At 65.8% G+C, this 13,122-nt stretch carries 13 protein-coding genes; 7 read left to right on the top strand and 6 right to left on the bottom strand.

Features of this window, described 5'->3' with window-relative positions; genetic code table 11:
• Nucleotides 1-35: 35 nt before the first annotated feature.
• Nucleotides 36-704 (top strand): flagellar basal body L-ring protein FlgH, encoded by a 669-nt coding sequence (locus ACZ9XP_RS08975; protein WP_465188301.1) that lies wholly within the window; start codon nt 36-38, stop codon nt 702-704.
• On the opposite strand, the gene ACZ9XP_RS08970 is transcribed toward ACZ9XP_RS08975, so the two are convergent.
• Complete coding sequence (locus ACZ9XP_RS08970; RefSeq protein WP_465188300.1) at nt 698-1,228, bottom strand: hypothetical protein; 531 nt, start codon at nt 1,226-1,228, stop codon at nt 698-700. The genes ACZ9XP_RS08975 and ACZ9XP_RS08970 overlap by 7 nt on opposite strands.
• A 238-nt stretch (nt 1,229-1,466) precedes the next feature.
• Between ACZ9XP_RS08970 and ACZ9XP_RS08965 the strand changes: the two genes are divergently transcribed.
• Nucleotides 1,467-2,231, top strand: coding sequence for a response regulator (locus tag ACZ9XP_RS08965; RefSeq protein WP_147686460.1), 765 nt, complete (start codon nt 1,467-1,469; stop codon nt 2,229-2,231).
• Between the two features lie 435 nt (nt 2,232-2,666).
• Here the strand turns inward: ACZ9XP_RS08965 and ACZ9XP_RS08960 are convergent, their stop codons facing one another.
• Nucleotides 2,667-4,700, bottom strand: coding sequence for a M3 family metallopeptidase (locus tag ACZ9XP_RS08960; RefSeq protein ID WP_465188299.1), 2,034 nt, complete (start codon nt 4,698-4,700; stop codon nt 2,667-2,669).
• Between the two features lie 219 nt (nt 4,701-4,919).
• Between ACZ9XP_RS08960 and ACZ9XP_RS08955 the strand changes: the two genes are divergently transcribed.
• Both ACZ9XP_RS08955 and ACZ9XP_RS08950 read left to right on the top strand, forming a co-directional pair.
• Nucleotides 4,920-5,318: a hypothetical protein gene (locus tag ACZ9XP_RS08955; RefSeq protein ID WP_147686464.1), complete on the top strand. Its 399-nt coding sequence runs from the start codon at nt 4,920-4,922 to the stop codon at nt 5,316-5,318.
• 11 nt (nt 5,319-5,329) lie between these two features.
• A complete protein-coding gene (locus tag ACZ9XP_RS08950) occupies nt 5,330-5,677 on the top strand; it encodes a hypothetical protein (RefSeq protein WP_147686466.1) in 348 nt (115 codons plus the stop codon).
• Here ACZ9XP_RS08950 and ACZ9XP_RS08945 read toward each other — a convergent pair.
• Together ACZ9XP_RS08945 and gstA are read right to left on the bottom strand one after the other, a co-directional pair.
• Nucleotides 5,672-6,763, bottom strand: a complete 1,092-nt coding sequence (locus ACZ9XP_RS08945) for an NAD(P)H-dependent flavin oxidoreductase (protein WP_465188298.1) — start codon at nt 6,761-6,763, stop codon at nt 5,672-5,674. The two genes, ACZ9XP_RS08950 and ACZ9XP_RS08945, sit on opposite strands and share 6 nt — an antisense overlap.
• Entirely contained in the window at nt 6,760-7,365 is a 606-nt protein-coding gene (gene gstA, locus ACZ9XP_RS08940) for a glutathione transferase GstA (protein WP_147686470.1), read from the bottom strand. The genes ACZ9XP_RS08945 and gstA overlap by 4 nt, the downstream gene beginning before the upstream one ends.
• Before the next feature lie 111 nt (nt 7,366-7,476).
• Between gstA and ACZ9XP_RS08935 the strand changes: the two genes are divergently transcribed.
• Entirely contained in the window at nt 7,477-8,394 is a 918-nt protein-coding gene (locus tag ACZ9XP_RS08935; protein ID WP_147686472.1) for a LysR family transcriptional regulator, read from the top strand.
• 3 nt (nt 8,395-8,397) lie between these two features.
• Here ACZ9XP_RS08935 and ACZ9XP_RS08930 read toward each other — a convergent pair whose 3' ends face one another.
• Entirely contained in the window at nt 8,398-9,993 is a 1,596-nt protein-coding gene (locus tag ACZ9XP_RS08930) for an NAD(P)-binding protein (protein WP_465188297.1), read from the bottom strand.
• Entirely contained in the window at nt 9,993-11,504 is a 1,512-nt protein-coding gene (locus tag ACZ9XP_RS08925) for a polyamine aminopropyltransferase (RefSeq protein WP_147686476.1), read from the bottom strand. The genes ACZ9XP_RS08930 and ACZ9XP_RS08925 overlap by 1 nt, the downstream gene beginning before the upstream one ends.
• A gap of 67 nt (nt 11,505-11,571) precedes the next feature.
• Here ACZ9XP_RS08925 and ACZ9XP_RS08920 point away from each other — a divergent pair, with 67 nt between their 5' ends.
• Together ACZ9XP_RS08920 and ACZ9XP_RS08915 are read left to right on the top strand one after the other, a co-directional pair.
• Complete coding sequence (locus tag ACZ9XP_RS08920) at nt 11,572-11,973, top strand: DUF350 domain-containing protein (RefSeq protein ID WP_147686478.1); 402 nt, start codon at nt 11,572-11,574, stop codon at nt 11,971-11,973.
• A 118-nt stretch (nt 11,974-12,091) separates the two neighbouring features.
• A complete protein-coding gene (locus ACZ9XP_RS08915) occupies nt 12,092-13,090 on the top strand; it encodes an SPFH domain-containing protein (RefSeq protein WP_206211317.1) in 999 nt (332 codons plus the stop codon).
• The last annotated feature ends 32 nt before the right edge of the window (nt 13,091-13,122 follow it).

The following is a 13,122-nucleotide window of genomic DNA, read 5'->3' as shown; positions in this document are numbered from 1 at the left end:
GAATGATACCGGACACCACAAACCGGAACCGTACCATGCGCCGCCTAGCCTTGCTCTGCCCCGTGCTCCTGCTTGCTGCCTGCACTACCCATTCCGTGGTGCAGCTGCCCACCAGCAGCTATCCCCAGCTCAAACCCATCCTGGCTTCACCCGGTGACGGCGGCATTTTCAACCCGGCCACCGCCAGGCTGTTTTTCGAAACGCAAATCGCCCGCCACGTAGGCGACGCCGTGACGGTGAGCATAGAAGAGGACATGAGCAGCAGCACCAGCCGTGCTCTGGACGACAAGGCCACCGGTGCCAATACGGTAAAAGGCCCTGGCGCCTTGCATACGCTGCCTGGCTTGGTCAAAGAAGTGTTTGAGGTAGACGTGAACTCCAGCTATTCGCTGGCGGATAAAGAAGACAGCAAAATGAATAACCGCACCAAGATCAGCGGCAACATGATGGTGTCGGTGCTGGACGTGCTGCCCAACGGCTACCTGGTGGTAGGCGGCGACAAAGTGGTATTGCTCAACGGCAAGCAAAGCACGTTACGCTTTTCCGGCGTGATAAACAGCGCACAACTGCAGCCAAATAACAGCATTTCTTCGCGCTATGTCATTAACGCCAGGCTGGACCAGGTAAACCAGAACATGCCGCTGGACGCCAGCGTACTGGCCTGGGTGCAGTTTCTGTTTGGCGCCGCAGTGACGCTTTACTGAGGCAAACGCGGCGGGATGGAAATCAGCTCGTCCAGCAGGAAAATCAGCTTGGCCTCGGTGCTGGCCCAACGGTCGAAGCCCAGCATGCGCGGCTCGTACACCACCTTGCCCAGGGTGGTGCTGCCTTGCCGTAATGCCATGCTGGCGTAGTTCAGGTAGGAAAAATCCTGCTCCCAGGCGCGGGTAGCCGTGTACACCAGGGTGACACAGCCCGTAGGCACGGTACCCGGCCCGTATACCTGCGTGTCGATACGGCGGCGGCGCAAGGCCGATTCGATCACGGTCAGCATGTCCGGCACCGTTACCGACTCGTTCCACTCTATGCAGATTTTCTTGAACGGCGCAGGGCGGCGAGCCGCGCTCTGCTCGGCCTTTTCCGCCATGGCCTGCATTTCGCTGGCCGTGGAAAACGAAAAGGTAAACACATCACGCGCTGGGCTAGGCAGGTTTTGTACGGTAATGCAGCCGGACAGCAAGCCCAGGCAACCGAGCAACACCGGGCGTAAAAACGGGCGAATGGACATGGCAACAGGCCGCAAAACGGCAGCAGTAATTTGCTGCAGTCTACGAGAGCCAGTATTGCCACCGTTTGGCCAGTTTGTATGAAAACTTATACAAAGCGCACAAATCGATGCTGCATTGCCCCATTAAGCTGTACCTGATGCCACTTTTCCCACACACGGCGCACCCGGCAACGCCCATGCCGGCTATGCCGCTCCCGGCAACACCCTTGTGGCCAGCCGGGCATGACACGGATACACCATGCAGCACATGACAGACGCCCCTGCGACACCGATCCATCTTGCAGGCGATAGCCTGCGCGTTCTGGTGGTAGACGACGACCAAGCCATACGCGAGCTGATTTGCCAATATCTGGGCGGTTTTGCCATGGCGGCAGAAGGCGCGGCAGACGGCCGCGAAATGGAAGCCTGGCTGGCGCGCCAGCATTTTGACGCCATCGTGCTGGACCTGATGCTGCCCGGCGAAAACGGCCTGAGCCTGTGCAAGCGCCTGCGCAGCCAGTCGGATATCCCCATCCTGATGATGAGCGCACGCAACGACCTGACCGAGCGCATCATCAGCCTGGAAATCGGCGCTGATGATTTTCTGTCCAAACCGTTTGATACCCGCGAGCTGGTGGCCCGTCTGCACTCGGTGCTGCGCCGCAACCGCAGCCAGGCCGCCCCGGCGCTGGCCGACACCGGCCACCAGCGCATCCGCTTTGGCAACTGGCTGCTCAACAGCACGCTGCGCCAGCTGCACGACCCGCAGGGCACGGTGATACCGCTCTCCAGCGCCGAATTCCGCCTGCTGTCGGTACTGGTGCAGCGCCCGCACACGGTACTGGACCGCGAGCTGCTGCTGGACCTGACCCGCGGCGGCACGGTGGACGTGTTCGACCGCAGCATTGATATCCTGATCTCGCGCCTGCGCGGCAAGCTGCGCGACGACCCGCGCAAGCCCAGCCTGATCCGCACCGTACGCGGCGAGGGCTATATGCTGGACGCGCAAATCAGCGCCGCCTAGCGGCCACACAAGACAAGGCCGCCCGGCGGGGCTAATGCCTGTTAGTTAGGCGAATATGCTTGGCCATTAAATGGGAGGGCGTGAGTGAGGCACCCAATCCCGTTGGCGCGAGCCGGGCACAATGGCATGCCCCAGGTTTTAAGACGCCGATTTGTTTGAGCCGCGTGACGTTAGCACGCGGCGAGTTCGGCGGCGCCTGGGGCGTGCCGTTTTGCACGGGGTTTCGAGCAGCCCCGGGGCGCAGGGGATTGGCAAGGGGGCGGCGACCCGCCCCCTTGCCCTGCCTGCCGGGCGGAACCGGCATTCAAAAATCGTCCGCGTAGCGGACACACATACGTTCACCGATACAACACTTACCACATGAAAAATGCCAGTCAGCGCTAACTGACTGGCATTAGCACACGGGCGGCCTTGCTACGTGCCATGCGGCCAACCTTACACCGTCAGCAGGCCGCGTTTTTCCAGCATGGGCGCTGCCTGCGGGTCGTGCCCGCGGAAGGCGCGGAACGCCGCCCGCTGCTCGCGCGCATCCCCCGCGCTGTAGATGTAGCGCTGCAGCTTGTCGGCCAGTGCCGCATCAAACGGGTTGCCGGCTTCTTCAAACGCCGCAAACGCCTCGGCTTCCAGCACCTCGGCCCACATGTACACGTAGTAGCCGGCGGCGTAGTAGTCGTCGGAAAACACGTGGCCAAAGTGGGGCAGGCGGTGGTTCATGCCGGCTTCCGGCGGTACACCCAGGCGCGTGCGCTCGGCGGCTTCAAACGCCAGGATGTCCACGCCGTCCGTATCGTTACGCTGGTGCAGCGCCAAGTCGATCAGCGTGGATGCGCTGTAGCGTACCGTCTCGAAGCCCTGGTTGAAGGTGCTGGCCGCCTTGATGGCCGCCACCAGCGCCGGCGGTATCGGCTCGCCGCTGTCCACATGGCGCGCGTGCTCGGCCAGCACCTCGGGCACCAGCGCCCAGTTTTCCAGCAGCTGCGATGGCAGCTCCACGTAATCCTGCGGCGTATTAGGGCCGGACAGCAGGCGGTAGCGCACGTCGGACAACAAACCGTGCAGCGCGTGGCCAAACTCGTGGAACAGCGTGCGCACGTCGTCAAAGCTCAGCAGGGTAGGGCCACTGCCAGCCTTGGCAAAGTTGTTGTTGTTGATGACGATGGGCAGCACGCGGGCGTCGCCCTTGCCGCTTTGCTGCTGGAACAAATGCATCCACGCACCACCGCGCTTGCCCTGGCGGGCGTAGTTGTCGCCGATAAACAGCCCCACGGCCACCTCGCCGCGGCGCACTTCCCATACCTGCACGTCGGGGTGGTAGCGCGGCAGGTCGTCGCGCGGGGTGAACTGCAGGCCGAACAGGCGGCCAGCCACGTCGAACATGGCGGCCTGCATGCGCGGCAGGCTGAAGTAAGGCTTGATCTGGGCGTCGTCCAGCGCGTAGCGCGCCACGCGCACTTTTTCGGCCAGCAGCCACCAGTCCCACGGCTGGATATCCTGCGGCAGGCCCTGGCGGGCAGCTTCTTGCTGCAGCAGGATTTTCTCGGCAGCAAAACGCTGTTTGGCCGGCTCCCATACCTGCGCCAGCAAGTCGTATACCGCTTGCGGTTTGCCTGCCATGCGGTCTTCCAGCGCGTAGTCGGCATAGCTGGCGTAGCCCAGCAGCGCGGCTTTTTCGGTACGCAGCGCCAGGATCTCGCGCGCCAGCGGCGCGTTGGCGCGGGCCGGGTTTTCGCCACGGCTGGTCCAGGCACGCCACAGCTGTTCGCGCAGGTCGCGGCGCGTGGAGTAGGTCAGAAAACCGATCACTGCCGAACGCGACAACGTCAGCGCATAGCCATCCAGCCCGCGCTCGGCGGCGGCGTTACGCGCCGCATCCAGCACGTAGCCGGGCAGACCGTCGATGTCATTCTCGCCCAGCGGCAGCACGTATTCGCCTTCGTCGGCCAGCACGTTCTGGCTGAAGGCGGTTTGCAGCTCGGCCAGGCGCGATTCGATGGCGGCAAAGCGGCTACGCGCCGCACCAGCCAGCCGCGCACCGGCACGCACGAAATTGCGGTGCAGGCGCGCCAGCAGGCGCTGTTGTTCTTCGTCCAGCCCTAGCGCGGCGCGCTCGCGGTACACCGCGTCCAGGCGGGCAAACAGCGCGGCGTTCAGGAACACGCTGCTGTGGTGGGCGGCCAGGCGCGGCGCCATATCGCGCTCCACGGCCTGCAGTGCCTCGCTGCCTACCGAGGCAGACAGGTTGTCCAGCAGCAGGCTGGCGCGCTCCAGCAGCAGGCCGCTGTCGGCCAGCGCTTCCACGGTGTTGGCAAAATCGGGGGCGGCAGGGTTGGCCGCAATGGTATCCAGCTCGGCCTGATGGGTGGCAAACAGGGCGTCGAAGGCCGGGACGAAATGCTCGGCGGCAATCTGGTCGAACGGGGGAAACTGCTGTGGCGTGCCCCATTCAGCAAGCAGTGGATTGGTGCGCATGGCAGCCTTTCTATCGGGAGAAGATGGCCGAGTCAGCCAAAATGGCACTCTAACACAAAGCCATAATGCCACCAGTTTGGCACAAGCTGTCCTTTTGGCTAGCCGCACCCGCACTGGCCGCATCGCGCGGCCAGCCTGCCGTGAAGGGTTTTATCGCCAGCCCACGGGCACGGCATGATGGCTGCACCGCCATACCCCACAGCGGTAGAGGAGCCCACCATGCTGCCGCTATTCGAGCACCTGCAGGAAGCCGTGGCACTGAAACGCTTTCTGGAAGAACTAAAGAAAAACCCCCTGCGTACCTTGCTGGCGCTAGCCGCCGTATTGCTGGCAAGTGGCGGCGCTGTGCATGCCGCCTACCAGGCGGCTAGCGGCCCCGCCCCCGCGCCCCCCGTGCTCAGCACCTTGCCCACCCAGCCTGCCCAGCCCGGCGCAGATGGCACCCTGAGCAGCCTGCCATACCCGGCCGCCGCCGAAGCCGCCCTGCAAGCCACACAGGCCGCAAACGAAGCCAGGCGGCAACAGCTGGCACAACAACTGGCCAGCCGCCCGGCCGACGCGGCCCCCAACGCAGAAGAAATCCGCCTGCTGAATGAAAGTGGCCAGGTTCACTACTAAAGGAGAACCGCATGACGCGCATCCCCTGCGCACTGGCGCTACTGTGCCTGCTAGCACTGGCAGGCTGCGCCAGCACACCGGGCCAGCCTGCCAGCCCGACGCCATCCGCCACGCTCATACCCTACCCGGATGCCAGGCTGCCCGCCCAGGCCCCGCCCGGCAGCAAGCTGCGCTGTGAGTCGCTGCCGCCTCTGGCGCTGGGCAGCAGCGCCAATACCCGCCAGCTGCTGCAGGAAATCCACCGTGCCCGCAGCGCCTACGCCGACTGTGCCAACCGCCACAATGTGCTGATCGACTTTACCCAGAAACTGGAACAGGGCGTGGTGGACATACGCAACCACTACCGGCGGCAGCTATAAAGGCTGGCACGACGGCCCCAGCAGGCAGTCGGCTTGCGCCACCAGGGCAGCCATCAGCGCAGCAGCATGGCGATGCTGCAACAACGGCGCGGCCTGCCCGCACCACAGCGACCCCAGGTCGCTGCGGCCAGCGGCAAACGCCGCGCGCTTGAGCTCGCCCATCAGCCAGTTTTGCACCGGGTAGGGCGCAGGCGTCAGGGCAGCCCCCTCACGCAATAGCCGATTACGTATGCCACGCGCCAGCCGGCCGCTGAAAGTGCGGGTCAATGCGGTATCTGCCGCAGCAGGACTGAACAGTGCCTGCCGATGCAGGCCATCAGCTGCCGATTCCTCGCACGCCAGAAAAGCCGTGCCCAGCTGTGCCCCGGCGGCCCCCAGCATCATGGCCGCCGCCACCCCGCGGCCATCGGCCATGCCACCGGCGGCAATCACCGGTACCCGCACGGCGTCTACCACTTGCGGCACCAGCGCCAGCGTACCGGTCAGCACCTGCTCTGGCGGCGCCAGAAACGACACCCGGTGCCCGCCGGCTTCGCAGCCGGTGGCCACGATCATGTCGATGCCAGCGGCTTCCAGTGCTTGCGCCTCGGCCACCGTTGTCGCCGCGCCAATCGTTACGATGCCCAAGGCACGGCAATGCGCCAGCAGGCCGGGCGACGGCACGCCGAACACAAAGCTCAGCACCGCCGGGCGCGCCGTCAGCACCGCCTCTAGCTGCTCGTCAAACGCCGGTGCATAGCGGCTGGGCGCAGCCGGCAGTGCCACGCCCAGCTCGGCAAAGTAGGGCGCCAGTGCCACCGCGTAAGCCGCGTGGCGGCTGGTATCGGCAGCGATGGCTTCGCTGTCCTCGAACGGCAACCACAGATTCAAAGCAAACGGGCGGGATGTCAGCGCGCGGATATCGGCCACCACGCGGGCAATGCCGTCACCGTCGAGGTGATGCACGCCAAACGACCCCAGCCCCCCGGCCTCGGCCACCACCGCCACCAGCCGTGCGCTGGACAAGCCGCCGCCAAACGGCCCTTGCACAATGGGGTAACGCAGCCCGAGCCGGCGTTGCATCGGGCCACCCTGCCAGGCCGTCATGCCGTCCCCTCGGCGGCCAACGCCGCCTGCACCGCCGGGCGGGTGGCGGCGTCTTGCATGAAACGCTGCACGCCTGCCAGGCCGTCCAGCGATAGCCCGACAAACCCGGCCCAGCGCGTTACGGTAAACAGGTAAGCATCCGCCACGCTGAACTGCTGGCCCCCCAGCCAGCGCTGGGCGGCCAGCACCTTGTCCAGCAGGGCAAACTTGGCCGCCAGTCCCGGGCGCAGTACCGCTTTGGCCTCCGCCGACAGCTGCGGGTTGAACAGGGGAGTAAACCCCTTGTGCAGCTCGGTGGCCACAAAGTGCTGCCACTGTGCCACTTTCCAGTACGCCTCGCTGTCCGGCGCCGGCATCAAGCCCGCGTCCGGTGCCAGCTGCGCGAGGTAACGGGCAATGACGGCACCTTCACCCAGGGTGCGACCATCGTCCAGTTGCAGTAGCGGCACCTGACCCATGGGGTTGAGGGTGTAGAAGTCCTGTCCATGCTCGGTACGATGGCTGGCGAGGTCGACCCGGACCAGGCCGAATGGCAGGCTAGCTTCGCGCAGCAGGATATGGATGGCCAGGGAACAGGCATTGGGCGAGTAATAGAGTTGCATGGCAATGCTCCGCAAGTTGGCCGCAACGGGCGGCGACAGCGCTACCTTAAGCCTTGTATTCATGCTGAAAAATACGGGAATATGCATTTCAGTCATTACCCGGAGTCATGCATGAGCCGCGCTGTTACCGCCGATAACCTGGGCAGCATCGCGCTGTTCTGCCAGGTGGCCCGCCTGGGCAGCTTTACGGCTGCTGCCGTCCAGGCAGGCCTGACGCAGCCTGCAGTCAGCCGTGCCATTGCCCGGCTGGAAGCGCGGCTTGGCGTGCGCCTGTTTGTGCGCAGCACCCGCCAGATACGGCTCACCGAAGCGGGCGCGCAATACTACCGCCAGTGCTGCGACGTGCTGGCCCTGCTGGCTGCCGCCGAGCGCGACCTGGCAGATGCCCAGCGCACCCCCAGCGGGCACGTGCGTCTGAGTGCGCCCACGCCGCTGGGCCAGCTGTGGCTGCTACCGCTGCTGCCCGCCTTCCGCGCCCGCTACCCCGACATTACGCTGGAGGTGCAGCTGAGCAACCACAACGCCGACCTGATCGCCGACAACTTTGACCTGGCCATCCGCGGCCGCAGGCCACCCGATTCGCGCCTGGTAGCGCGCCCGCTGCTGCAAGCCGAGCTGGTGGTGTGCGCCGCCCCGGCCTACCTGCAGGTGCGCGGCATACCGGCCCACCCGGACGCGCTGCCTGGCCACGACTGCATCCAGTTCCGCCTGCCCAGCAGCGGCCAGCCGGTGCCATGGCGCTTTCGGCTAGCCGGCGTGGAAACCAGCTGGCCAACCCACGGCGGCTTGATGGTAAGCGACGACCTGCTGGGCTGCGTGACGCTGGCGCGCCACGGCGGCGGCCTGCTGCAGACCTACCGCTTTATCGTGGCCGACGCGCTGGCACGCGGCGAATTACAGGAGGTGCTCACTGATTACGGCGGCTGCAGCCGTCCGTTTTCGCTGCTGTACCCGGCGGGCAATACGCTAGCGCCACGGGTACGGGTACTGGTGGACTACCTGCTAGCCCAGCCGACACGGGGCAGTTAAACCTCAGCCCAGCACCCGCTGCGCGGCGATGTCACCCCACCAGGCGGCTTCTTCAAACAGCGACAGGCCAGACAAATCAGCGTGGGCAAACAGGATGGGGTCGTCTACTGCGCGCAGCGCCGCCAGGCCGGGGTTGGCCAGAAAGCCCGGCTGCGGGCTGGCCATGGCGTGGGCGCGCACGGTGAGACGTGCGGCCAACATGTGGCGGCGCAGCCGTGGCCCGTACACGGCGTACAGGTCGGCCGCGGCCTGCTCAAACAGCGCATCGGCGCTGGCGGCGGCCAACCATTGGCGCGTGGCGGCGGCGGGCGCATCGGCAAAGGCGTGATAAGTGGTAAACACGGTGCGCTCCGGCAGCGCAGCGCGGATCAGCTGGTGGGTGGCCACCACATAGCCCAGGCTGCGGCTGCCGTACACCACATTATCCCAGGCCAGCGGCTGGCTGGCGGGCTCGGCGGGGAAGCGGTCCAGCAGCACATTACCCACCAGCCACGGCGCGCGCGGCGGCAGGTGGGCGCGTGCAAACCCCAGCCCGGCTAACTGCGGCAGCAGGTGCCAGGCCACGTGCAGTGGCGTGGCCACGATGACCCGCCGCGCCAGCAGCCGCTGCGCGCAGGCGGCGTCCACATAATCCACCTGCACCTGCTTGCCCTGCTGGCGGATGCGCCAGGCGGCGCCGTCCAGGTGCTTGTCGTGGCCAATGCGGGCGCGCATATGGCGCAGCAGCGGGTTCAGCCCGTCCGGCCAGGTGAGCACCGCGCCGTCCTCGGCGTTGGCCGCATGGCCGCCACGGGCGGCAAAGTAGTGCAGGCCGGCCCAGGCCGAGGTGTGCGCCAGCGTGCTGCCGTAATCGTCGCGGCAGCAGTAGTCCAGGTACCAAAGCAAGCCCGGCGCGGTGTAGCCGTGCGCCGCCAGCCAGCTGGCAAAGCTTTGCGCATCCAGCGCGCGCCATGCCGGGTCTTGCGACGCCAGCGCGGTGGGTACGGTAAACACGCGGCGGCCGTCGGCGCCGTGCTGTTGCTGCAATTGTTTCACGTGAAGCAAAAAGCGCCGTTGCTGCGCGTCGTCATCCGCGCCCAGGCCGCGCGGCAGCAGGCCATCGTGCCACTGGCCGTCGCGCCACAGCCGTTCGTCCGGCGCGTGCACCAGCACGCGTTCGTCAAAGGTTGGCCGCAGGCTGTCGCTACCGGCTTCGATAACGCCCATGTCGGCCAGCAACGCGCGCACGTGCGCCGACTCGGGCGAGGGCAGCGGCAGGTAATGCGCGCCGGTGGGGTAACGCCAGCCGTCGAAGGCACCTGCTGCGGCGTTGCCGTCCGGCTCCGGCCCGTTCAGCAGCACAAAATCGCGGTAGCCTTCGCGCGCCAGCCGCCAGCCGGCAAACAGGCCGGCCACGCCGCTACCCACGATCACGGTGTCCACGCGCCGCTCGCTGCGTGGCGGCGGCAGCGTGGCGGCGTCGCGCAGGCGGTGGCCGGTAGCCATGCCGGGGCGCAGCACGTCCACCGGCAAGCCCCAGCCCAGCAGCTGCTGGCAGCCGGTGAGCCAGGGCAGGCCGGCCAGCGCGGCGGCGGTGCGCAGAAAGTCGCGGCGCTGCATCAGCGAATCACCTGCGACCAGTCCTGCTCGAAGTAGTGCACCAGGCGCTGGTCATTGAGCTGGTTGGGTTCTACCTGCCACGGCCGCATGTCGGGCGGGAAGAAGAACATCTGCCGCGTGGCTTCGCGGTCCAGAAACTTCAGCGGTACGCGGTAGGCCTGCGGCGGCGTGTAGCCGGCGCGATGGGCGGCGATAATAAAGCCCCACTCGCCAAACGACGGCACGTAGGCGTGGTAGGGCGTGGTGGCCAGCCCGGCGGCGCGCAGGGTGGCGTTGATGCTCCAGTACGAACGCGGCGCGTGGTAGGGCGAGGTGGACTGCACCACGGCCAGCCCGTTGTCGGCCAGGTGGCGCGACAGCAGCCGGTACAGCGGCACCGAGTACAGCTTGCCCAGCGCAAAGCTGGACGGGTCGGGAAAATCCACGATGATGGCGTCAAACACCTCGGCGTGCTGCTCCAGCCAGCGCGCAGCGTCGTCGTTGACCACGCGCAGGCGCGGGTTGCTTAGCGAACCACCATTCAGCGCCACTAGCGGCGCGCTACGGCTGAACAGGCCGGTCATCGCCGGGTCCAGGTCCACCAGCGTCACCTGCTGCACATGGGGGTATTTCAGCACCTCGCGCGCGGCCAGGCCATCGCCGCCGCCCAGGATCAGCACCCGCCGCGCCCACGGCAGCGCGCCCATGACCGGGTGCACCAGCGCCTCGTGGTAGCGGTGTTCGTCGCGGCTGGAAAACTGCAGGTTGCCATTGATGTACAGCCTCAGGTCGCCTTTCCAGCGCGTCAGCACCAGGCGCTGATAGGGCGTGGTTTCGGCGTGGATCACGTCGTCGCCGTAGATGGCTTTTTCGTTCCAGCGCGTCAGCTCATCGGCGGCAATAAAGCCCCCGCCCAGCACCAGCAGTACCAGCAGGCTGCGCAAATACTGCACGGTTGGCCGCAACAGCTCGGCGCGGAACACGCGGCAGGTCCACAGCGCCACCGCCACATTACTCAGGCCGAACAGCAGCGCCGAGCGCGCCAGCCCCAACCGTGGCGCCAGCACAATGGGAAACAGCAGCGACACCGCCAGCGCGCCCAGGTAGTCAAAGGTCAGCACGCGGCTGACCAGCTCGGCAAAGCGCTGCTCGCGCTGGTGCAGCAGGCGCATCACCAGTGGAATCTCCATACCCACCATGGCGCCGGTAAGAAACACCAGCGCGTACAGCGTGAGGCGGAACGACTCGCCGCTCCAGGCAAACACGGCAAACAGTGCGCTGGCCGACAGGCCACCCAGCAGCGCCACCAACAGCTCGATCTCGACGAAAGTGTCCAGCACGCGCTCGTCTTTCACGTACTGCGACAGGTGCGAGCCCACGCCCATGGCAAACAGGTAGCAGCCGATAATGGACGAAAACTGCAGTACCGAATCGCCCAGCAGGTAGCTGGCCAGCGCCCCGGCGATCAGCTCGTAAGCCAGGCCGCAGGACGCCACCACAAACACCGACAGGATAAGCAGACGATCGCGCATGCAGGCTTTCATGAAACGTGGGTAGAATGGCCTGCATTATTGCTCAAGCCTGCCAAGGACGCCGCATATGTCTACCGCCTTCCTGCCAGCCCTGTTGGCTTACCTGTCCTACGTGGGCAGCGGCGCGCTGCTGCTGGCGCTGTTTACCCTGCTGTACTGCCGCGTGACCCCGCTGGACGAGATGCAGCTGATCCGCCAGCACAACGAGGCCGCGGCGCTGTCGTTTGGCGGCGCGCTGGTGGGCTTTTCGCTGACGCTAGCGTCCAGCGCCTGGCACCTCAATACCGTAGAAAAATTCCTGCTGTGGGGCGTGCTGGCGCTGCTGGTGCAGATTGCCGTACACATGCTGCTGTCGCGCTGCGTGCGCGACTTGCAGCAAGCGCTGCAAGACAACAACACCGCCATGGGCCTGCTGGCCGGCAGTGTGCAGCTGGCCGTGGGCGTGCTGAACGCCGGCAGCCTGTCCTGAAACCGGCTCGCCCCCGGTAGCCTTCACCCCCTACACAAGGTGGCGCAGGGCGCCGGATGAGTGATCTTTTGTGTAAGTACCGGCTGCGGCCAACCTTGATGGAGTCTTCGCCATGAGTCTGTTTTCCTTCATTTCCAAGCAGTTCATCGACATCCTGGAATGGCAGGAGGAGGGCGACGGCGTGCTGGCCTGGCGCTACCCGATGCAGGATAACGAAATCCAGTACGGTGCCAGCCTGACCGTGCGCGAATCGCAAATGGCGGTGTTCATCAACGAAGGCAAGATCGCCGACGTGTTCGGCCCCGGCATGCACAAGCTCACCACGCAGACGCTGCCGGTGCTGACCTACCTGAAAAACTGGGACAAGCTGTTCGAGTCGCCCTTCAAGTCCGACCTGGTGTTCTTCAGCACCCGCCTGCAGCTGGGGCGCAAATGGGGTACGCCGCAGCCGGTCACGCTGCGCGATAAAGACTTCGGCATGGTGCGGCTGCGCGCTTTCGGCATCTACAGCTACCGCATCACAGACCCCAAGCTGTTCTACACCGAGGTCAGCGGCACGCGTGAACGCTACACCGTAGACGACGTAGAACAACAGTTACGCAACCTAGTGGTGTCCACCATGGCCAGCACCCTGGGCGGCAGCGCCGTGCCATTTCTGGACATGGCGGCCAACCAGGGCCTGATGGGCGACACCATCCACAGCGCCCTGACACCGGCCTTTGCCCGCTACGGCCTGGCGCTGGACAGCTTTGCCGTGGAAAGCATCTCGCTGCCGGAAGAGCTGCAAAAAGCCATCGACAAGCGCATCGCTATTGGCATGGCTGGCGACCTGAACCAGTACACCCGCTACCAGGCCGCCGAGGCTATCCCGCTGGCCGCACAGAACGAAGGCGGCCTAGCCGGCCTGGGCGCGGCGCTGTCTGCCGGCCTGGGCGTAGGGCAGGTCATGGGCCAAGCCATCCAGCAAAGCCTGGCCACGCCGGCCCCGGCAGCCGATGCCAGCGACAGCCCGCAGGCCAAGCTGGCGCAGCTCAAAAGCCTGCTGGACGGCGGCCTGATCACCCAGGCCGACTACGACACGGCCAAGGCCGACGTACTGAAAAAACTGGTGGGCTGAACATGACCACCCAGCCTGCGGCCAACCCAGCC

Source organism: Vogesella perlucida (assembly GCF_979366545.1).
The sequence above is the reverse complement of the archived record's forward strand: the minus strand, read 5'-3'. Positions and strand labels throughout refer to the sequence as shown.